A 20,663-nucleotide genomic window follows, 5' to 3' on the forward strand; every position below is an offset into this window, starting at 1 on the left:
TTATGCCTTCTCTATATGTTCATGTTCCTTTTTGTATTCAGAAGTGTGATTATTGCGCGTTCTATTCTCATGGACTGACAAATTGCTCTAAGGAACTTATCCCCTTATATTTAGAGGGCCTTGAAATTGAACTGGCCAATCGTCAAAAAGATGCTCCGCAAGGAGTGTCTTCTCTTTTTATCGGAGGAGGCACTCCGACAGCGCTGCCCCTTGATAATTTGGAACATCTTCTGAAGCTTATTACCCGTAGTTTCTCTTTTGCGGAGCGGGCGGAGAAGACGACAGAAGGGAATCCGGGGACTCTTACGCGAGAGAAGCTGATTGTGCTGCGGGAATACGGAATCAATCGCTTTTCTCTAGGGGTCCAAGCCTTTGACGATAAGCTTTTGAGAAACGTCGGACGGATTCACAGCGCTCAGCAGGCACGTGATGGTGTTCTGCTTCTAAGAACCCTGGGATTCACGAATATAAATTTGGACTTGATGTTTGGACTTCCCGGTCAAACTATGAGCTCATGGAAGAGGTCTGTTGAAGAAGCCTTGTCGTACAGGCCGGAACATCTTTCTCTCTATGGGTTAATGCTGGAGGAAGGGACTCCATTGCATGATCGCTTTGAAGAAGGCTTAGACAGGGCGGAATCAACCGGCGCTCAAGGTTTGCCTGACGATGACCTTCAAGCGGATATGCAGGAGTGGGCTGTGGAATGCTTGGGGAAGGCCGGTTATATTCATTATGAAACGTCTAATTTTGCTCTTCCCGGCTTTGAGTGTCAGCATAATTTGGGTTATTGGCGCGGAGAGGAGTATTTGGGCTTAGGCCCTGGCGGAGTATCTTGTCTTAAACGAGTTCGGCAAAAGAATGTGGAAGATGTGCGGGCTTATTGGGCAAGTCTTCATGAGGAGAAGGAACCTCTTGATGAAGAAGGGAAAGAGATGTTGTCTCTCGAGGAATGTATGGCTGAACGGATGATTTTGGGACTGCGGCTGGGTGAGGGTATTAGCTTTACGAAGTTTCGCGAGGATTTTGGCGTTGATCTTAGGGATATTTATGGGGATGTCTTGGAACGCTATCGGTATAGGGATTGCTTTGTGATTCGGGGTGATCGTTTGTGTTTGAATGAGAAGTATGCGTTTGTGGCGAATGGGATATTGCGGGAGTTCGTAGGGGGCGCAGGGTGACCCAGCCCTCGGGTCGTACGCTCGCAGAGCAAACTAACCGTTCCAGCGACTGGTTTGGGGAGCGGGGTTCCAGCCATAAGCGCCCTCCGTGGCGCTATGGCTGCGGCGCACGTCATGTGCGCCGCCCCGTATCTGGGGTCGGTCGCTGGAACGGAAGTTTGCTGGGCTGCTCCTGTAAAGACCTCGTGCTTGTGTCACACTGCGCCCTGGGCTTTGGGGGGTGTGAGAGTAATTCTTTGAGGGATGTTTGGGTTCGATCTTGAGAGTTCGGGAGACGGCACATTTCATGTGCACCGTCTGGCTTGGGCCTGTTGGGGTGTGTTGGGGGTGTGTCGGGGGGACGGTCCTTTTGACACGATTTATCTGGGGATTGGTCGCTGGAACGGAAGTTTGCTGGGCTGCTCCTGTAAAGACCTCGTGCTTGTGTCACACTGCGCCCTGGGCTTTGGGGGTGTGAGAGTAATTCTTTGAGGGATGTTTGGGTTTGGATCTTGAGAGGTTGGGAGACGGCACATTTCATGTGCACCGTCTGTTTTGGGCCTGTTGGGGTGTGTCTGGGGGACGGTCCTTTTGACACGATTTATCTTAGGGTGGTCTCAGGAACGGAAGTTTGCTGGGCTGCTTCCGTAAAGACCTCGTGCTCGTGTCACGCTGCGAACTGGGCTTTGGGGGTGTGAGACGGGCTCAAACGGATTCAAGGCGTGTCAGTAGGACCGTCCCTTTGACACGCTTGAGGGATGATTTTGGGCTGTGAATTGCTTAAAATGTTTCTCAAAATAGGGCATATTATATGAGAAAATGATTCTTGACAAAGATATAAGAGCGTGGTAATGTGAAGACATAAAATGTTAGCACTCATTAGAGGAGAGTGCTAACAACTTGAGGTAACAGTGAAAGGCGGGAAGCATGAATGCAAATGGATGAGCGTAAACGAAAAATACTTCGAGCGATTGTTCAGGATTATATTGCTACCGCTGAACCGGTTGGTTCGCGAACTATTGCTCGAAAGTTTGATTTGGGAGTTTCTCCGGCTACAATTCGCAATGAGATGGCGGATTTGGAGGAGTTGGGCTTTATTGAACAGCCCTATACGTCGGCGGGGCGAATTCCTTCGGATGCTGGTTATCGATATTTTGTTGATTGTTTGATGGATGCCCAAACTCTAAGTGATGAGGATAAGGAAATTATTGAACGGGAAAGCACAAAGAAGATTTGCGAGATTCAAGAGGTTGTTTCCCATACCAGCAGGTTGCTTTCGGAGTTAACGAGCTTGACTAGTTTAGTTCTTGGTCCACAAAAGGGAAAGAGTGCTTTTGGCAAGATGCATTTTCTGCCTTATCGGCCGGGTCAGGTTATTATGGTGATTGTAAAGGAAAATGGTGTTGTTGAAAATCATATCGTTGACGTGGGCGAAACTATAACGGCGGAAGATCTGCAAAAGGTTGCTGATGTTTTTAATCAGAAAATGAAGGGGTATTCGTTAAACCAAGTTAAGCGAAGTATGTTGCATGAGATCTATAGTGAATTGTCCCGGCAAAGGAATTTGATTGATAATGCTTTGGAAATGCTTGATGCTATCTTGGATGGCAGTGAAGAAGATGAGCCTATCTATTTGGGTGGAACTCTTAATATGTTAAATCAGCCCGAATTTCGGGATTTAGATAAGGTTAAAAGCTTGTTCAAGGTGTTTGAGGAAAATGAGCCTCTGAAGAAACTTCTGCTGCCGCATCAGGAAGGACTAAATGTTACTATCGGTGGGGAGAATACTCTGAAGGAATTCCGGGATTGCAGTGTAATTTCGGCAACTTACAAGGTGAATGGAAAGACTATCGGTGCTGTGGGGGTCTTGGGACCGACGAGAATGGATTATGGTAAGGTAATTGCAATTGTCGATTTTATGACGAAAAGTTTGACTGAGGTGCTGGCGCGGGGTAAGCCGCGCGGATATAAGTGATGTTTGAACCTTTTGGTTCATTCCATATAAAATTTAGAGTACGTGAGGTGATTGTGAATAGTGGAAAAGAAGGAAGAAACTTTTAAGGATCAAACGTCCGATGTGAACGAGGAATATACAGCCAGCGAATCAGATGGTTCTAAAGAATCTGATACTCAAAACGATAATTCAAATAGTAACGAAATGACTCCTGCCGAGAAAATTTTGGCCCTGGAAGCTGAGCTTACTCAGGCCAAAGCTAAGGCAGATGAAAACTATGATCGATTCTTGCGTTTGCAGGCGGAGTTTGATAACTATAGGAGACGGACTCAAAAAGAAAAGACTGAAATTGTTAAATATGCCTCTGAACAACTTGTGAGCGAGTTGTTACCGGTTTTAGACAATTTTGAACGGGCGACGAGTTCTGCCCAAAATAATCCTGATATAACGGTCTTTTCACAGGGTGTCGATATGATTCTCCGCCAGTTGCAGACGGCTTTGAGTAAAGTTGGCTTGAAACCAATGGAAGCTGTTGGCCAACCTTTTGATCCTAATCTTCATGAGGCTGTTATGAGAGTTGAATCTGAAGATCATCCGGAAAATACCGTGGTAGAAGAATTGCAAAAGGGTTATTTTCTGAAAGAAAAAGTACTGCGTCCCTCGATGGTTAAAGTTTCGAATTAGTGTGTTACTGAATTGAAGGAGGAAATTAGTCATGAGTAAAGTTATTGGTATTGACTTAGGAACTACAAACTCTTGCGTAGCCGTTATGGAAGGCGGAGAGGCTGTTGTTATTCCTAATGCTGAAGGAAATCGTACAACCCCCTCAGTAGTGGGTTTTTCTAAAACCGGAGAACGTTTGGTAGGTCAAGTTGCTAAACGTCAGTCAGTCTCTAATCCTGAGAAGACCGTTATTTCTATTAAACGTCATATGGGTTCTGACTATAAAGTGAAAATTGATGATAAGCCCTACAGTCCGCAAGAAATTTCGGCAATGATTCTGCAGAAACTCAAAACGGATGCCGAAGCTTACCTAGGTCAAACCGTAGATAAAGCAGTAATTACTGTCCCTGCTTATTTTACAGATGCTCAGCGTCAAGCGACAAAAGATGCCGGTTCTATTGCCGGTCTGGAAGTATTACGGATTATTAATGAACCGACAGCTGCTGCTTTGGCCTATGGCTTGGATAAAGAACAGGATCAAACTGTTTTGGTCTATGACCTTGGCGGCGGAACCTTCGATGTTTCAATCCTCGAATTAAGTCAAGGTATGGTAGAAGTTAAAGCAACCAGCGGTAACAACCACTTAGGCGGTGACGACTTCGACCAACGTCTCATTGATTATATGGTGGCCGAGTACAAAAAGACCAATGGTGTTGATCTAGCGAATGACCGTGTTGCCCTGCAGCGTTTAAAAGAAGCTGCTGAAAAGGCGAAAATTGAGCTTTCCGGTGTGACAACCTCTAACGTTAATCTTCCCTTTATCACCATGACTGAGCAAGGTCCGCAGCACTTAGATATGAACATTTCACGGGCTAAATTCGAAGAGATCATCGCTGATCTGGTCGAAGCAACTCTTGGACCTACTCGTCAAGCCATTGAAGATGCTAAACTCGCTTGGAAAGACATTGATCAAATTATTTTAGTCGGTGGTTCAACTCGGGTTCCTTCTGTCCAAGAGGCCATTCGCAAATTAAGCGGCAAAGAACCCCACAAAGGTGTTAACCCGGACGAAGTTGTTGCTATGGGTGCTGCTATTCAAGGCGGTGTGCTCAGCGGTGAAGTTAAAGACATGATCTTATTGGATGTTACCCCGCTGTCCTTGGGAATTGAGACCCTTGGCGGAGTATTTACCAGGATTATTGACCGTAACACGACCATTCCGACAACCAAATCCCAAATTTTCTCCACTGCAGCGGATAATCAGACTTCTGTTGATATTCATGTACTGCAAGGGGAACGTGAGATGGCCAGCTATAACAAAACTTTAGGCCGTTTCCAACTCACAGGTATTCCACCTGCACCCCGCGGTATTCCTCAAGTTGAAGTTAAATTTGACATTGACGCTAATGGGATCGTCCACGTTTCCGCTAAAGACATGGCAACAGGCAACGAGCAGAAAGTTACCATCACGTCTTCCACAGGCCTCTCAAAAGATGATATTGAAAAAATGAAACAAGATGCCGAGCTTCATGCTGATGAAGACAAAAAACGTAAAGAATTGATTGATGCTAAGAACCAAGCCGATTCAATGATTTACCAAACCGAAAAAACCCTTAAGGATTTCGAAGGTAAGGGCGATGCGGGAGAACTTGAAAGTATCAAAAAAGCTCTTGAGGAACTTAAGACTGCAGCCTCTACGGAAGACGTTGCTGAGATCAATGCTAAATCAGAGGCTTTGACCAAAGTTCTGCATCCCTATATTGAGAAAATGTATCAGCAGCAGGCTGCCAATGCACAAAATGCTGGAGCACAGCCCGGCGGAGAAGGTTCTGCTAAGAAAGATGATGATGTTGTAGATGCTGAATTTACAGAGGTTGATAAGGATAAATAGGGAGTCGAGGGGTACGCGGCAGAATCCTGGGTAAGCCATTGCCGGGCAGCCCCCTTATAATAGATGCGCAGTGGACCAGGAGGCTGCCGAGCCAAATGGTTCGCTGCGCAAAAATAATTGGGTGCAAGGGTTTTCCGGACTTTTGTGCCCGCCTTTGTTTGTATTGGATAAATTTAGATTTTCTAAGATAAGGATATTGCCTTGTGCTTAAACACGAAGGATCATATAATACTAGAGGACTTTATTTTTACCTTAAGATGGGGAAATTCTTTCTTTATGGTGTCCCTTAAAGGCCTTAAAGTATTTATTTCTTTAACAGGTTAATTTAGAAACCTAAGAGAATAATGAAACTCTTAAACAGGTTAAAATGGTTGGAAAGTGCGAATGGCTATAGGAGTGATGGAGGAAACCATGAAACGCGATTACTATGAGGTGCTCGGGGTTGAACGGTCGGCCAATGACCAGGAAATTAAGAAGGCCTACCGAAAATTAGCCCGTCAGTATCACCCTGATGCTAACCCAGGCGATAAAACTGCTGAGGAAAAGTTTAAGGAAGTTGCTGAGGCCTATGATGTTTTAAATGATCCGGACAAAAAAGCGCGGTATGACCAATTTGGCCATGCCGGGTTTGATCCCAGCCAAGGCGGCGGAGGCTTTGGGGATATGGGAGGCTTTGGCGATATTTTTGACATGTTCTTTGGAGGCGGCGGACAACGACGCAATGGCCCGCAGCGAGGTGCTGATTTGCGTTATGCCATGTCGTTAACTTTTGAAGAGGCTGTTTTTGGTGTGGAAAAGGAAATCCAGATTCCGAGGGATGAGACATGTACGGAATGTCAGGGTTCAGGTGCAGCTCCGGGTACTCATCCGACGACTTGCTCTCAGTGTCATGGAAGCGGTCAAGTCAAAATGACCCAACGCACGCCCTTTGGACAGATTCAGACGGCCCGAACCTGTCCGACTTGTCAAGGAGAAGGTCGGACAATCAGTACTCCCTGTTCCACTTGCCACGGAAAAGGAAAAGTTCGTAAGGTTAAAACGATTAAAATCAATGTTCCCGCCGGTTCTGAAGACGGCCTGAATTTAAGGCTGAGCGGAGACGGCGAGGCTGGAGCTAAGGGCGGACCTTCGGGAGACCTTTATATCGTTCTGCAGGTTAAACCTCATAAATTCTTTGATCGCGAAGGCAACGATGTCTATTGTGAAATTCCGGTTACCTTTATTCAGGCTGCTTTGGGCGCGGAAATTGATGTGCCGACCCTGGATGGAGTTGTGAAGATGAAGGTGCCTGAGGGTACTCAGACTTCAACGGTTTTTCGTCTTAAAGGGCATGGCATTCCCTATCGCCGGGGCAATGGTCGCGGAGATCAGCATGTGCGGGTAATTTTGACTACACCAACAAAGCTGAATGAGAAGCAAAAACAACTTCTGCGCCAATTTGGTGAGGCTACTCCTGATCACCAACAAATGGGCAAGAAGTCCTTATTTGAGAAATTTAAAGAAAACCTCCGGGATGCAATGGGTTAAAAATTTAGGTTAATAGAGATAAAAGGAGCATAACATGGATTGGCGTGAAGTAGCGGTGACAATTTCGGCAGAAGGGGAAGAAATTGTTGCCGATCTTTTTTATCAGTTAGGATGTCCTGGTGTGAGTGTCGATGATCCGGAAATTTTACGAGCATACATAGAATCAGGGGCTTGGGATTTCCACGATTTTGGTGAAGTTGAAGCTACGGGAACTATGGTAATTAAAGGCTATTTTCCTGAGGACAATGAACTCCCTGCCAAACTGCAAAGACTTGATCAGGGAATTAGGGATTTGTTGGAGCGTTTTCCGAACTGGGTCGTTCAAGTTAAAGGAATTTCTTTAAAAGAAGAAGATTGGGCGACGGCCTGGAAGGCTTATTTTAAACCTGCCCGAATTGGCAAGCGGTTTTTAATTAAGCCGAGCTGGGAGCACGTGAATCCGGAGCCGGAAGATATTATACTCGAACTTGATCCGGGCATGGCTTTTGGGACAGGGACTCATCCAACAACGACTCTTTGCCTCAAAGCTTTGGAGAACATTGTTAAACCGGGCCAGAAGGTTTTTGATTTAGGGACTGGTTCAGGAATTTTGGCCATTGCGGCTGCCAAGCTCGGGGCTGAGGTTGAGGCTGTAGATCTGGATTCAGTGGCTGTTCGGGTCGCGCAAGAAAATGTGGATTTAAATCATGTAAGTGATAAAGTTCGTGTCTTGCGGGGGGATTTAGGGACAGTGCTCAGCGGTCAAGCCCAGGTTGTTATTGCCAACATCATTGCTGATATTATCCTTATGCTGCTCGAAGACCTCAAGAGAATCTTAAGCCCTGAAGGAGAATTTCTGGCCTCCGGAATTATTGAACACCGGGCTTCTGATGTTGAGGAAGGTATGAAAAAGGCCGGTTTGGAAATCTTAGAACGAGTCGAAGATTCCGGCTGGATTCTAATTCGAGCAAGGTGGGCTAAGCATGAATCGCTTTAAGATTACGGAACTTGGAAAAAATGCTTTTTGGCTGCGAGGAACGGAACGGGATCATCTGGTCCGTGTGCTGCGCTTAACTCCGGGTGATAAGGTTTTGGGCTATGATAATAGCGGTATGGAATATACGGGTGTGATTCTGAAAATCGAAGATAAAAGCGTAACTTGTCGGATTCTCAGCAGTGATTATCCGGACGTTGAGGCCCATACCTCTGTTTTTGTGGTGGCCGGACTTTCTAAAGGGGAAAAAATGGAATGGGTTATTCAAAAAGGTACAGAGCTTGGCATGGAAGGCCTTTTCCCCCTGCGGGCGAAACGCTCAGTGATGCAGCTTGAGGGAAGTAAGGCTCAGGAACGGGTTGCTCGCTGGCAAAAGATTGCCGGGGAAGCTTCCAAGCAGTCTCACCGGGTAAAGGAACCTCGGATCGGGGAAGTTTGTAATTGGGGAGACCTGAAGGACAAGCTGCCTGAGGGAACTCAGTGGCTGATTCCTTATGAGGAGGAGAAGACCCGGCGTTTGACTTCTGTACTGAGTACCTTTGATCCGGATCTGCCGATTGCTATTTTGATCGGTCCGGAGGGTGGGTTTGAGGCGGCTGAGGTGGCCAGGGCCAGTGAAGAGCTGGGGGCGCAAAGCGTTTCGCTGGGACCGCGGATTTTGCGGGCGGAAACGGCGGCGTTGGCGGCGTTGACGCTGGTGCTTGGGCAATTCGGGGACGTAGGGTGACCCAGCCCTCGGGTCGTACGCTCGCAGAGCAAACTAACCGTTCAGGAGACTGCTTTGGGGGGGGCGGGGTTCCCGCCATAAGCGCCATCCTTGGCGCTATGGCGGCGGCGCACGTCCTGTGCGCCGCCCCGCGTCTGGGGTCGGTCTCCTGAACGGAAGTTTGCTGGGCTGCTCCCGTAAAGACCTCGGGCCCGTGTCACGCTACGTCCTGGGCTTCGGGGGATGTTGGGGCTGTTCTTTGGAGAAGGTAAGTCCCATTTTGAGTTTTTTCCGGGGGACGGCACATTTCATGTGCGCCGTCTGTAGTGGGCGATGATCTAGACAGGGGTATGTGTCGGGGTGTCGGGGGGACGGTCCTTTTGACACGCTGGGTACATCCGGTGACGTCGTCCCTGGCGCTATGGTGGCGGCGCACGTCCTGTGCGCCGCCCCGCGTCTCTGGGGTCGTCACCTGAACGGAAGTTTGCTGGGCTGCTCCCGTAAAGACCTCGGGCCCGTGTCACGCTATGTCCTGGGCTTCGGGGGATGTTGGGGCTGTTCTTTGGAGAGAAGGTAAGTTCCATTTTGAGTCTTTTCCGGGGGACGGCACATTTCATGTGCGCCGTCTGTTGCCTATTTGTGTAAATTCGTGATATGCTGCGAATTAGAAGAACGTGGAAATTTTGAATATGACCGGAACTAGGAATCATATGCCACGAAAAAGGTGAGTATTAATGGCTATAGAAATTGGACAAGTTAAAACGATCGCTGCTGAGTTCGAATCACCAACTCCGAACCACGAACCACGATCTTCGGTTTGTTTTCTGACTCTTGGTTGTAAAGTGAACCAAGCGGAAAGTGAAGCGTTGGCTCAACTTTTTCGTGAGGCTGATTATGATGTGGTGAATGCTTCGGAGGAAGCGGATGTTGTGGTTGTTAATACTTGTACTGTGACGAATACTGGAGGCAGTAAGTCGCGGCAGGCGATTCGCAGGATGATTAAGGTTCATCCGGAGAGTATTGTTGTGGTGACGGGTTGTTATGCCCAAACTGCTCCTGGGGATGTTCTTGATATTGAAGGAGTGGATCTGGTTCTTGGGACTCAGGATCGTGGGAAAATCTTAGAGTGGATAGAGCGGGTTAAGCAGGAGCGCAGGCCGCTGAATGCTGTGCGTGGGATTGCGGATGCGGGTGAGTTTGAGGAGCTTCCTCAGCTCAATGAGGAAAATAGAACGAGGGCGTTTCTGAAGATCCAAGAGGGGTGCAATCAGTTTTGTACATATTGTATTATTCCTTACGCGCGGGGTCCTTTACGAAGCCGCCAGCCGGATAAGGCTCTTGCTGAGGCCAGGAGGTTGGTGGAGGAGGGTTACCCGGAAATTGTTCTGACAGGAATTCATACGGGGTTTTATGGTCAGGATTTGAACTCGGGTTGGAATTTAGCGCGTTTGATTCGTGAGCTGGTTGAAATTCCGGGGCTGCGCCGTTTGCGGCTGAGTTCGATTGAGCCGATGGAATATACGCCTGAGTTGATTGATTGTATTGCTTCTTCGGATATTGTTTGTCCTCATGTACATATGCCTTTGCAAAGCGGCAGTGATAGGGTGTTAGTCCGTATGCACCGTCCTTATACGTTACAGGATTATCGGGAGTTATTACTTCGTTTGCGACAAAGGATTCCTGAACTTGCGGTTACGACGGATATTATTGTAGGCTTTCCGGGGGAGACAGGGGAGGATCATGCTTCGACGCTGAATTTTGTGAGGGAATGTGGTTTTGCGGGTGTGCATGTGTTTCCTTATTCCAAACGTCAAGGTACTCCTGCTGCTGATTATCCTGATCAAATTCTTAAGAAAGTTAAGGATCAACGGGTTAAGGAGTTAATGGCGGTTGCTCGTGAAAGTCAGGAAGCGTTTATGCGCAGATTTATCGGGAAACGGGTAGAAGTACTGGTGGAACGGGTTGACCCTGAGGGCAATGCTGTTGGACATACGCCCCATTATATTGAGGTTCATTTGCCGAGACAGCAGAATAAGCCCTGGTTTTCACGTCAATTTGTTCAAGTTGTTTTAGAAGAAGATTTTATTCAATCGTAAGACTCCCACTTCTTAAGTGGGTGTGGGGCTTTCGTACCCTGCTTCGGTGGGGGTAGAATCCCTCACCGAAGTCCCGATGTTAAGCTTTAGTTGAACGAGTTCACTCAGAGGTAAATCTTAACCTTTAATGCCAAAACATGTCGCTTTTAGGGAAGTATTCAAAAGGATAGTTTGGATTATGATAAGGAGGCAAAGAAAATGTATAATGACGATTGTATTTTCTGTAAAATTGCCCAACGCAAAATACCCAGTGATATAATTTACGAAGATGATCAAGTGGTGGCTTTTAAAGATATTCAGCCTTTAGCGCCTGTGCACTTGTTGGTGATTCCCAAGAATCATTTAAGCAGCGTTAATGAGGTTACCTCTGAGTATGAGGGGCTGATTGGTCATCTTTTCGGGGTAATCCGACGATTAGCTCAAGAGTTCGGAGTGGCAGAGACAGGCTACCGAGTGGTGACCAATACCGGGGCTGATGGGGGCCAAGTCGTGGGACATATTCATTTTCATTTGCTCGGCGGGCAGGCTCTTGAGGCTAAAATCGGCTAGATGCCTTGCGGCACGAGAATATCAGGATATTATGATGCTGTTATTAAGATCATCAAGTCAGCTTGACGCAACCCAGTTATTCCATTATAATTATAAGGTATATTTGTGATGATCCAGTGGAGGGAGGGATAAGACAATGAGTGAAGTCAGAGTTGGTAAAAACGAATCCCTTGATGCCGCACTCCGCAGGTTCAAGCGTTCTTGTCAAAAGGCAGGGGTCAGTGCAGAAGCTCGTAAACATGAGGCCTATGAAAAGCCGAGCGTGAGAAGAAAGAAAAAATCTGAAGCTGCACGTAAACGCAAGTTCAAGTAAGGAGTGTCTTGAATTGTCCCTGAAAGATCGCCTCGTTGAGGATATGAAGGTTGCCATGAAGGCCAAAGAGGAGGGGAAGGTAAGACTTTCCGTCATCCGAATGGTCAGGGCTGCTATAAAAAATGCTGAGATTGATAAGCACATCGAATTCAATGATGACCAGGTTGTTGAAGTTTTGGCACGAGAATTAAAATTGCGTCGAGATGCGTTAGAAGTATTTGGTAAAGCGGATCGCCCTGAAAAGGTAAGTGCTTTGGAAGAGGAAATTGCCATCCTGAAGGAATACCTTCCTCAACAGCTTTCCGAAGGGGAAATTCGCCAACTCGTACAAGAGACCATTGCCGCTGTGGGGGCGCAAGGCCCTAAGGATCTCGGCAAAGTCATGGGTGCTTTGTCACCAAAGACGAAAGGTCGGGCGGATGGCAAATTTGTCAATCTTATTGTACGTGAAGTGCTCGGGGCATAATATTTGAAGATGAGAAAAGACTCGGTGGCGTAAGCCTCTGGGTCTTTTTGCCTTATCAAAACGATGTTTCAGTTTTCTTTGCATAATAAATCGTGGGCTTGGACTATTCTGGCTCTTCCCTTCATAGATTTTTACAGAAGGGAGGAGCTTTTTGTGTTTAAAAAAATCCAAACAAGTGTCGGAGATATTTTGGATTTTCCGCCGGATGTGGCTGGAGAGGGTCCGAAAATTACGATAACGGGAAGACAAGAAATTTTAGTTGAGAATTACCAGAGCATTATTAATTTTTCAGAGGAAGAAATCCGTCTGGAAACGACCGATGGAGAGATTTTTCTTAGTGGCAAGGGGTTTGTCCTGAAAACTATTTTAGCCACGGAGCTGCGGATTGAAGGAAAACTAAACGCTTTGAGCTTTGAGGAAGGGGCAGAAAAAAATGTTTGACCGGTTGAGGGCATTTTGGCAAGGAAGAGTTTTTTTCATTGCTCGGGGAGAACAGCTGCCGCGCTTTCTCAACTATGTTCTGCAAGAGGGTGTGGCTCTTTACCGTACTCAGCGCTCTGAGCGGGGAATGCGGGCTCAAGTCCGTCTTGATGATTTTCGGCGTTTGAAAAAGGCCGCCCGGAGGACTCATACAAGGGTGCATATTATTGCCAAATATGGCTGGCCTTTTGTAGCGGCACGTTGGTGGAGAAGAAAAGGGCTGCTGGCTGGGATAGCTGTTATTGCTGTGGGATTGACAGTTTTATCCCAGCTTGTCCTTGTCATCTCTGTAACAGGCAATCGAAGGATTGAGACTTCGGAAATTATACAGCGGGCAGAAAAACTAGGCTTGAGAACTTGGACCTATTCGAAAGGGTTGGACTTAAACGAGATTGCCAAAACCCTGCAGGAGGAATTGCCGGATGCGGCTTGGGTCGGCTTGGAACGCAATGGAACTGAGATCCAAATTAAGATTTCGGAAAAGATTCGGCCGTCGATTCCTAAAGAGGCCGGCAATTTGGTTGCCAGTCATGCCGGTCTTGTTAAGGAAATCATGGTGATTCAAGGGGTTCCTCAGGTTCATGAAGGAGAACTGGTGCGAGCAGGTCAAGTTTTGATAACCAAGGCCCCAAGCCTTGGCGCACCAACAACGCCAAGCATTTCCAAGGTCAAGCCAAATCCTGCTAAGAGTACTACTCCGGATCCTCCGACATCTGCTGCCAAAGGATTCGTGCGAGGACGTGTGTGGTATAGCGCTGAGCAGCAAATACCTTTGGTTGAAGATAAAAATCAAGAAAGTGGAAGAGCTGCAAACGGATGGGGTATAAAATTCGGATCTCGCGTCATAATGGTAACAATGCAGAATTCTCCCTTTGTACAAGCAGATAAAGAAGTCCTTAGCCATTCTTTACAGTTCTGGAGGAATTGGCGTTTTCCTGTCGAAGTTATACAGGTCAACTATAAGGAACTGCAAAACGTTCATATTCAACGATCGGTTCAAGAAGCTCGTCAATTAGCGGAAGAGACTGCTCGGGGTGAAGTCATGAAGAAAATTTCGCCTGGGACTCAGATAATCGAAGAAACTGTGAAAGTTCTTCCTGGTAATACCGGAGTTGAACGAGTCAGGGTAGAAGTAGAAACTTACGAGGATCTTGCCGTTTATGCAAATCCTTAAGAGTGACCAGAATAAGATTTTTCGGTCTTTGAGGTCTGGATGGACTGAAAAGTAAGGATGATGGTTTTTGAAGATTAAAAGATTCAAAAGGACTTGGAGAGAGATTTCCAACCGTCTGGATTGGTTTAGACATCACACGTTTTGGCTGCGTGCCATTATTGCGGTGATGTATTTTCTGTTGTTTACCGTTTTGTTATCTTCAAATTTGTTTGTTTCCAAGCTTCATCTGGAGGTTAATGAACCAAGTCCTCAGCTTATTACCGCTCCATGGACCAAAGATATTGAAGATACGGAAAAGTACGCTCAGGACCAGGATGCTGCGGCGAACGCTGTTCAACCGGTTTATAAACCGGATGAAGACTTTTTTAATAGTCTGACCAGAGATCTGGGCGATGACTTTACAGCTCTGCATAATGCCGCGGCTGCGGCAGGAGATGATAGTGCCCGTGTTGCAAAATTAAAGCAAACGCAGTCCTTTAATACGTTATCCCAAGGGATCTTATTATCCTTGCTCAAAACGTCCTCCGATGCTTTGGACACAGAAGAACAAGTCGGCGGGGATATTATCTTAACGAGGGCCCGCAATGTGGTTACCGGGGCTCGTACGGATACAGATGTTGCTCCGTTGCGTGAACGAACAAAAACGGATATTGATCAGTCGGCTTTGCATGATGACGCTAAAGCCTTTTTCAAAGCCTTTATCGATCAGGAATTAACTCGCCCGACTCTGGTTGTGGATGCGCAAACAACACAAAAGCTGCGTAATGCTGCTCGTGCGTCTGTTAAACGGGACATTACCCAGTACAAGGCTAATCAAAAAATTGTTGGCCCCGGTGAGATTGTTACCAAGGATATTTACAATGTATTATCTCAGTACGGGTTGATTAACAGCCGCAATACCTGGGAGGCTGCGGCAGGGATAGCTTTATTAGTGTTTTTTGGCCTGGCAGCGATTATAGGGTATTTGTATCAATATAAGCGGGATGTTTTACGTTTGACGAACCGCTTGGTTCTGATTGGGCTCACGATGGTTCTAGTGCTGGTGATGGGCAGAGGTGTTGTTTCCATTAATTTAGGCGGAAACGATTTTAATGCCATGGCTGGAATCCTGGTCCCCGTTGCCTGGGCGACTATGTCAGTGGCAATATTAATTGATGCAGATGTAGCCTTGCTTGTTTCCGTAGTTTTAGCGGTTTTTGTAACAATTTTAGTTGATCCGACTCTATCCACAGCAATTGGCCTGCAAATGGGGCTCGTAGCTCTTTTCGGAGGGGTGGTGGGAGTTTACAGTGTGTCCCATCTAAGCCAGCGGTCAGATTTGGCCCGCGCCGGTCTTTTCGTTTCAGCAGCTAACGCTTTAATGGTGAGTTCCATAGCTTTGACTACTGGAGCAAGCTTAGCAGTTTGGATTGTGGGGTTAATCTTAGGCATTGTCAATGGCTTGGCATCATCATTCTTGACTGTCGGCGCCTTGCATTGGTTTGAATCGGGATTCCACATTACATCTTCGGTTCGGCTTTTGGAATTATCGAATCCAAACCGCCCGCTGTTGAAACGTTTATTAATGGAGGCGCCGGGAACTTATCATCACAGTATACTTGTTGGGAATTTAGCAGAAGCTGCTGCAGAGGCAGTCCAGGCTGATGCCACGTTGGTCAGGGTAGCGGCGTTGTATCATGATATTGGGAAACTAAAACGCCCTTATTTCTTTATTGAAAATCAGTTTACCCAAGACAATCCTCATGATAAGATCGCCCCGACTTTAAGTGCGTTGATTATTATCTCCCATATCAAAGACGGACTGGAATTAGCCAAGGAAAATAAACTTCCGCAGCAGATTCAGGATATTATAGCTCAGCACCATGGGGACGGTTTAGTCAGTTATTTCTATCATAAGGCTCTTGAGGAAAAAGACGATGTTCCTGAGGAAGCCTTCCATTATGAAGGTCCCAGACCACAAACGAAAGAATCAGCTCTGGTCAGTCTTGCCGATACGGTTGAAGCAGCTGTGCGTTCTATGAAACATCCTACACCGGGACGAGTTGAAGGCTTTGTCAGGAAAATAATTAAGGACAAGCTCAATGACGGGCAGCTTGATCAATGCGATTTAACATTTCAGGATCTGGATCGAATCGCTATGGCCTTCGTTAGAGTTCTAAGCGGAATCTTCCATTCTCGGGTGGAGTATCCGGAACTGCCGTCGGGGAAAGAGCACTCTTCAAAGAAGCTTGTGACTGATGCCGGTAAAGGAGCCGTAAAAGGTAATGAGGAAGGGGTTTCTCAAGAACAAAATAAGAGTTTAGAGAAACCTGACGATAAGGATAAGTCAGAATCAGAACCACAGCCGGAGGAATCACAGGCAGCACCACAGACAGAACTACAGCCAGCCCCAGAGCATCCTGGGCAGAATTCGTAGCTAACGTTTTTTTCATGGAGGGAGGTAAGGGCATCACGACTCTACTTATTGTGTGATGCCCGTTAAATGTGATTTTAGATATTTCTTGGGAAGAAGACACTGTTAGTGTTGAAGTACGAGATAAATTAACTGGGTTGTTAGAACGGGCTATTCAGGAAGGAATACGTTCCGCCGCAGGACCGGAAGAGGCGGAGGTGAGTTTGATATTGGTTGATAACCAACGGATTCACGAATTAAATCGAGACTATCGAGGAGTTGATCGTCCAACAGATGTTCTCTCATTTGCTCTTCAAGAGGAAACAGATGAGGAGCCCGATGCAGAATTCGAAGACGATATGCTTGGAGACATTGTTATCTCAGTTGAGAGAGCACGAGAACAAGCGATAGAATACGGGCATTCCTTGGAGCGGGAAATTGTCTATTTAGCGGTCCATGGCACGTTGCATTTATTGGGTTATGATCATGAAGATGATGCGGACAAGCAGGAGATGCGGGCCAAAGAGGAAGAAGTAATGGCTGCTATAGGTTTAGAACGATAGGCATTGAAAATGCTTGCTTAAAGACGGAGGAAAGCATGGGGAGATATCAAAGATCGGGGTTTTGGCGCAGTTTAAATCAAGCGAAACGTGGGATATGGTACACATGTAAAACACAGGGTCACATGCAGTTTCATATTGCAGCCGGAATTTCTGTTTTGTGTTTAGCTTGGTGGATTGAGGTGTCCCGTTCGGAGTGGATGATGCTTATTTTTGCTATTGGCAGTGTTATCAGCGCAGAAGCTATGAATTCTGCACTGGAAATTGTTGTGGATCTGGTTCAACCTAATTTTGATCCTCTTGCCGGGATGGCTAAGGATGTTGCTGCGGGTGCTGTCCTTGTGACAGCAATTCAAGCAATTGTCATTGGGGCGATTGTTTTTTGCCCGCGTTTTTTTCGTATGGCGAGCCATTTCTTTTAAAGTTTCTCCAAGCGTGGGGCGGGAATTTCTCGCCTCAGGGTTTATCTAATCGTAAGACTTTAGCTGAATGAGTTCACAGAGGATTCTTTTTCGAGGAGCTGTTAATGACTTTTGAATCAGTTTGAATCTCAGCCGTCAGTAATTCAGGAATCAAGTATCCCGCCTCAAGTAAGAGAAGAGCTTGTCAGTAAGGCTGAAGCAGCCTATAAACAAGCCTATGTTCCTTATTCACATTATCCCGTTGGTGCGGCGGCACTGTTTTCTTCAGGAAAGATTTACAGCGGCTGTAATGTTGAGAATGCCAGTTATGGTTTGACAATCTGCGCAGAGAGAAATGCTGTTTTTCAAGCTGCAGCTCAAGGGGAGCGTGAGCTGAAGGCGATTGTTGTTGCTGTTCCGACTGATGAGTTCCCATCTCCCTGTGGTGCTTGCCGGCAGGTAATTCGTGAATTTGCCAGGGATTGTCTGGTGATTTTGGTCAATGGCCGGAGGGAAACTCGCTGGACGACTTTAAGGAGGCTGCTTCCGGAGTCGTTTGGGCCGGATTTTTTAGCGGGACTTGAGTGACACAGCGCTCTGTCGTACGTTCGCAGAGCAAACTAACGTTCAAGCGACTGGCTTTGAGGAGCGGGGTTCATCCTTCGGCGATAGCAATTTTTTAAGAAACCCGCCTACGGCGATAATCTCCACTGGAGATTATCGTACCATAAGCGCCCTCCGTGGCGCTATGGTGGCGGCGCACGTCCTATGCGCCGCCCCGTGTCTGAGGTCCAGTCGCTTTCACGAAGTTTGCTGGACTGCTTACGTAAAGACGTCGCGCTTGTGTCACTCTGCGTCCTGGTCTTGGGAACGGGGAAACGGATTAGGGGACGGCACATTTCATGTGCACCGTCTGAAATGAGGACTTTTTTCAGGTGAGGATGTTGGTCAATTGTCAGAAGGTTTTGCTGGCTGCTTACGTAAAGACTTCGTGCTTGTATCGCTCTGCGTCCTGGGCTTGGGGAACGAGGGAACGGATTGGTTGACGGCACATTTATGTGCACCGTCTGAAATGGAGATCTTTTTCGGATGAGGAAGTTAGTCAATTAGTATAAGGTTTTACCGGGCTGTTTACTTACAGACCTTATGCTTGTGCCACTCTGAGCACTGAATTTGGGAACAGAGTGACGAATTAGGGGACGGCATTCTTGCAGCGCAGTTTGGAATGGATCAGAACATTTACTTTTATGGGAATGCTTTTCAATTTGTGATTGCAAAGCACGAACTGAATAGATGCTACATCTAAGGGTTATGGTAAGTATAGAAGAAAGAACTAAAGTTTAAGAATAGGGAAGTGACTTCACCGTTGGTTTCAATAACTTCGAAAGAATTCCGTTCCGGTTTCGTTTCAGTAATTGGTAGGCCGAATGCGGGAAAATCTACATTGCTTAATCATTTGTTAGGGCAAAAGGTGCTGATTATGTCTGATAAGCCTCAGACGACACGCAATCGTATTCAGTGTATTTTAACAGAGGAACGGGGGCAAATTGTTTTTCTGGATACTCCCGGGATACATAAGCCTAAACATAAGTTAGGGGAATATATGGTCGGCGCAGCGAAGGAATCGATGCGCGAAGTGGATGCTATTTTGTATATGGTTGATCTTTCATCGGAATTTGGCTCTGGGGAAGAGTACATTATTGAGATGCTTAAGCATACTAAGACACCGGTTGTGCTGGTTTTGAATAAGGTTGATTTGTTGGATAAAGAACAATTGCTGCAAAAAATCCAGCAGTTTTCTTCTTTGGCTGAGTTTAAGGCAATAGTTCCTATTTCAGCGAAAACTGGGGAGAATACGGATGAGCTGTTGAAAGTTATTTTTGATCTTTTGCCTAAGGGGCCGATGTATTATCCTGAGGACGAGGTCACGGATCAGCCGGAGCGGTTTATTATGGCGGAATTGATTCGGGAAAAGGTTTTACAGTTGACTCGTGATGAAATTCCTCATTCAATTGCTGTGGTGATCGAAGAGGTTCATGAGAAGAAGACTTTAGTTAAGATTCGGGGTTTGATCATTGTTGAGCGTGAATCTCAAAAAGGCATTATTATCGGGGCCAAGGGTAAACAGCTTAAGGAGATTGGAAGTTTAGCCCGTCAGGACATTGAGGCTTTGCTGGGAAGTCCAGTGTTTTTGGAGCTTTGGGTTAAAGTGAAGAAGGATTGGCGTAATCGGGCCGACAGTTTGCGTAATTATGGGTATGGGAAGGAGCGGGATGAATAAAATGAGTGAAGTTAATTTAGCGAGTATGACTGATCATACGCTTTTAAAGCCCCAGGCTGCTGAAAAAGATATTGTTGTTTTATGTCATGAAGCGCAGGAGCATAAGTTTGCAACGGTTTGTGTGAATCCTTCCTATGTTCAGACAGCGGCTAAGCTTTTGTTTGGTACGGGAATTGGTGTGGCTGCTGTTGTTGGTTTTCCTTTGGGGGCTACCTTTACAGAAGCAAAGGTTTCGGAAGTTTATATGGTTAAAGCTCATGGGGGCAAAGAAGTCGATATGGTTATTAATGTTGGCTGGGCTAAGTCCGGTAAGTGGGACGCGGTTGAACGGGATATTGTCCGGGTTGTCGAAGCCGCTCATGGTTGCGGGCTTTTAATCAAGGTCATTATTGAGACTTGTTTATTAACGGATGATGAGAAGAAAACAGTGGCGGAGATTGTTAAACGGTCCGGTGCTGATTATATTAAGACTTCGACTGGGTTTGCCGGTGGTGGAGCGACTGTTGAGGATGTGCGAAACCTCAAAAATTGGGTTGGGGAAAATGTTAAGGTCAAGGCTTCCGGGGGGATAAGGACCAAGGAGTTTGCTCTTCAGTTGGTAGAGGCCGGCGCGGAGAGGCTGGGGACGAGCGCGGTACTTGAGTGAGGACTTGTATGACAGAGCGCTCAGTCATACGACGCAGAGCAAACTAGCCGTTCAAGCGACTGCTTTGGGGTGCGGGGTTCCCGCCATAAGCGCCCTCCGTGGCGCTATGGCGGCGGCGCACGTCCTATGCGCCGCCCCGTGTCTGGGGTCAGTCGCTTTCGCGGAGTTTGCTAACTGCTTACGTAAAGACTTCACGCTCTTGTCATACTGCGTCCTGGGCTTATGGTCGGGGGAACGACGGGGATGATGTGGTGACGGCACATTGTATGTGCACCGTCTGAATTGGGGTTTACCGGATGGTTCTCTCGTCGTGCAGCATCTTGAGCTGGGTCAGGGGACGGATGGGAGTATTGTGATAACTGCTCCCTAAGCACTGTTGGAGTTGGGTGCCTTCAGTTTGCAAAGGTAGTTATGTTTATTCTGATTCTGAGGCT

Annotated in this window: 19 protein-coding genes; all 19 read left to right on the top strand. The window is 46.8% G+C overall.

Going from position 1 to position 20,663, the window contains the following annotated elements:
• The first annotated feature begins 2 nt into the window (after positions 1-2).
• The 19 genes from hemW (at position 3) to deoC (ending at position 20,229) form a co-directional block, all read left to right on the top strand.
• Positions 3-1,178 carry a radical SAM family heme chaperone HemW gene (gene hemW, locus ACPUYX_RS01170; RefSeq protein ID WP_426377918.1) on the top strand — a complete coding sequence of 392 codons (1,176 nt, stop codon included), beginning with the start codon at positions 3-5 and terminating at the stop codon, positions 1,176-1,178.
• Positions 1,179-2,088: 910 nt separating this feature from the next.
• Complete coding sequence (gene hrcA / locus ACPUYX_RS01175) at positions 2,089-3,132, top strand: heat-inducible transcriptional repressor HrcA (protein WP_426377919.1); 1,044 nt, start codon at positions 2,089-2,091, stop codon at positions 3,130-3,132.
• A 60-nt stretch (positions 3,133-3,192) separates the two neighbouring features.
• Positions 3,193-3,795 (top strand): nucleotide exchange factor GrpE, encoded by a 603-nt coding sequence (grpE, locus tag ACPUYX_RS01180; RefSeq protein WP_426377920.1) that lies wholly within the window; start codon positions 3,193-3,195, stop codon positions 3,793-3,795.
• Between the two features lie 31 nt (positions 3,796-3,826).
• Positions 3,827-5,665, top strand: coding sequence for a molecular chaperone DnaK (dnaK, locus tag ACPUYX_RS01185; protein WP_426377921.1), 1,839 nt, complete (start codon positions 3,827-3,829; stop codon positions 5,663-5,665).
• A gap of 411 nt (positions 5,666-6,076) precedes the next feature.
• Positions 6,077-7,192: a molecular chaperone DnaJ gene (gene dnaJ, locus ACPUYX_RS01190; RefSeq protein WP_426377922.1), complete on the top strand. Its 1,116-nt coding sequence runs from the start codon at positions 6,077-6,079 to the stop codon at positions 7,190-7,192.
• Positions 7,193-7,226: 34 nt separating this feature from the next.
• Complete coding sequence (gene prmA / locus ACPUYX_RS01195) at positions 7,227-8,168, top strand: 50S ribosomal protein L11 methyltransferase (RefSeq protein ID WP_426377923.1); 942 nt, start codon at positions 7,227-7,229, stop codon at positions 8,166-8,168.
• Entirely contained in the window at positions 8,155-8,892 is a 738-nt protein-coding gene (locus tag ACPUYX_RS01200) for a 16S rRNA (uracil(1498)-N(3))-methyltransferase (RefSeq protein ID WP_426377924.1), read from the top strand. The genes prmA and ACPUYX_RS01200 overlap by 14 nt, the downstream gene beginning before the upstream one ends.
• 713 nt (positions 8,893-9,605) lie before the next feature.
• Positions 9,606-10,967 carry a tRNA (N(6)-L-threonylcarbamoyladenosine(37)-C(2))-methylthiotransferase MtaB gene (gene mtaB / locus ACPUYX_RS01205; RefSeq protein WP_426377925.1) on the top strand — a complete coding sequence of 454 codons (1,362 nt, stop codon included), beginning with the start codon at positions 9,606-9,608 and terminating at the stop codon, positions 10,965-10,967.
• 198 nt (positions 10,968-11,165) lie between these two features.
• Entirely contained in the window at positions 11,166-11,516 is a 351-nt protein-coding gene (locus tag ACPUYX_RS01210) for a histidine triad nucleotide-binding protein (RefSeq protein ID WP_426377926.1), read from the top strand.
• A 136-nt stretch (positions 11,517-11,652) separates the two neighbouring features.
• Entirely contained in the window at positions 11,653-11,829 is a 177-nt protein-coding gene (rpsU, locus tag ACPUYX_RS01215) for a 30S ribosomal protein S21 (RefSeq protein WP_014828857.1), read from the top strand.
• A 13-nt stretch (positions 11,830-11,842) separates the two neighbouring features.
• Entirely contained in the window at positions 11,843-12,295 is a 453-nt protein-coding gene (locus tag ACPUYX_RS01220; protein ID WP_426377927.1) for a GatB/YqeY domain-containing protein, read from the top strand.
• A 153-nt stretch (positions 12,296-12,448) separates the two neighbouring features.
• The gene (gene yqfC / locus ACPUYX_RS01225) at positions 12,449-12,736 is read left to right on the top strand and encodes a sporulation protein YqfC (RefSeq protein ID WP_426377928.1); all 288 of its coding nucleotides are present in this window, start codon (positions 12,449-12,451) and stop codon (positions 12,734-12,736) included.
• Positions 12,729-13,949, top strand: coding sequence for a sporulation protein YqfD (gene yqfD / locus ACPUYX_RS01230; protein WP_426377929.1), 1,221 nt, complete (start codon positions 12,729-12,731; stop codon positions 13,947-13,949). Before yqfC ends, yqfD begins: the two co-directional genes overlap by 8 nt.
• A gap of 67 nt (positions 13,950-14,016) precedes the next feature.
• Entirely contained in the window at positions 14,017-16,365 is a 2,349-nt protein-coding gene (locus ACPUYX_RS01235) for an HD family phosphohydrolase (RefSeq protein ID WP_426377930.1), read from the top strand.
• Between the two features lie 68 nt (positions 16,366-16,433).
• Positions 16,434-16,904: an rRNA maturation RNase YbeY gene (gene ybeY / locus ACPUYX_RS01240; protein WP_426377931.1), complete on the top strand. Its 471-nt coding sequence runs from the start codon at positions 16,434-16,436 to the stop codon at positions 16,902-16,904.
• A 35-nt stretch (positions 16,905-16,939) separates the two neighbouring features.
• The gene (locus tag ACPUYX_RS01245) at positions 16,940-17,323 is read left to right on the top strand and encodes a diacylglycerol kinase family protein (protein WP_426377933.1); all 384 of its coding nucleotides are present in this window, start codon (positions 16,940-16,942) and stop codon (positions 17,321-17,323) included.
• A gap of 111 nt (positions 17,324-17,434) precedes the next feature.
• Positions 17,435-17,890 carry a cytidine deaminase gene (locus ACPUYX_RS01250; RefSeq protein WP_426377934.1) on the top strand — a complete coding sequence of 152 codons (456 nt, stop codon included), beginning with the start codon at positions 17,435-17,437 and terminating at the stop codon, positions 17,888-17,890.
• A gap of 778 nt (positions 17,891-18,668) precedes the next feature.
• Positions 18,669-19,583 (top strand): GTPase Era, encoded by a 915-nt coding sequence (era, locus tag ACPUYX_RS01255; protein WP_426377935.1) that lies wholly within the window; start codon positions 18,669-18,671, stop codon positions 19,581-19,583.
• A gap of 1 nt (position 19,584) precedes the next feature.
• Positions 19,585-20,229, top strand: coding sequence for a deoxyribose-phosphate aldolase (deoC, locus tag ACPUYX_RS01260; RefSeq protein ID WP_426378299.1), 645 nt, complete (start codon positions 19,585-19,587; stop codon positions 20,227-20,229).
• Positions 20,230-20,663 lie beyond the last annotated feature (434 nt).

Origin of the sequence: Desulfosporosinus sp. SYSU MS00001, from assembly GCF_049943955.1 — a bacterium.
GTDB lineage: Bacteria > Bacillota > Desulfitobacteriia > Desulfitobacteriales > Desulfitobacteriaceae > Desulfosporosinus.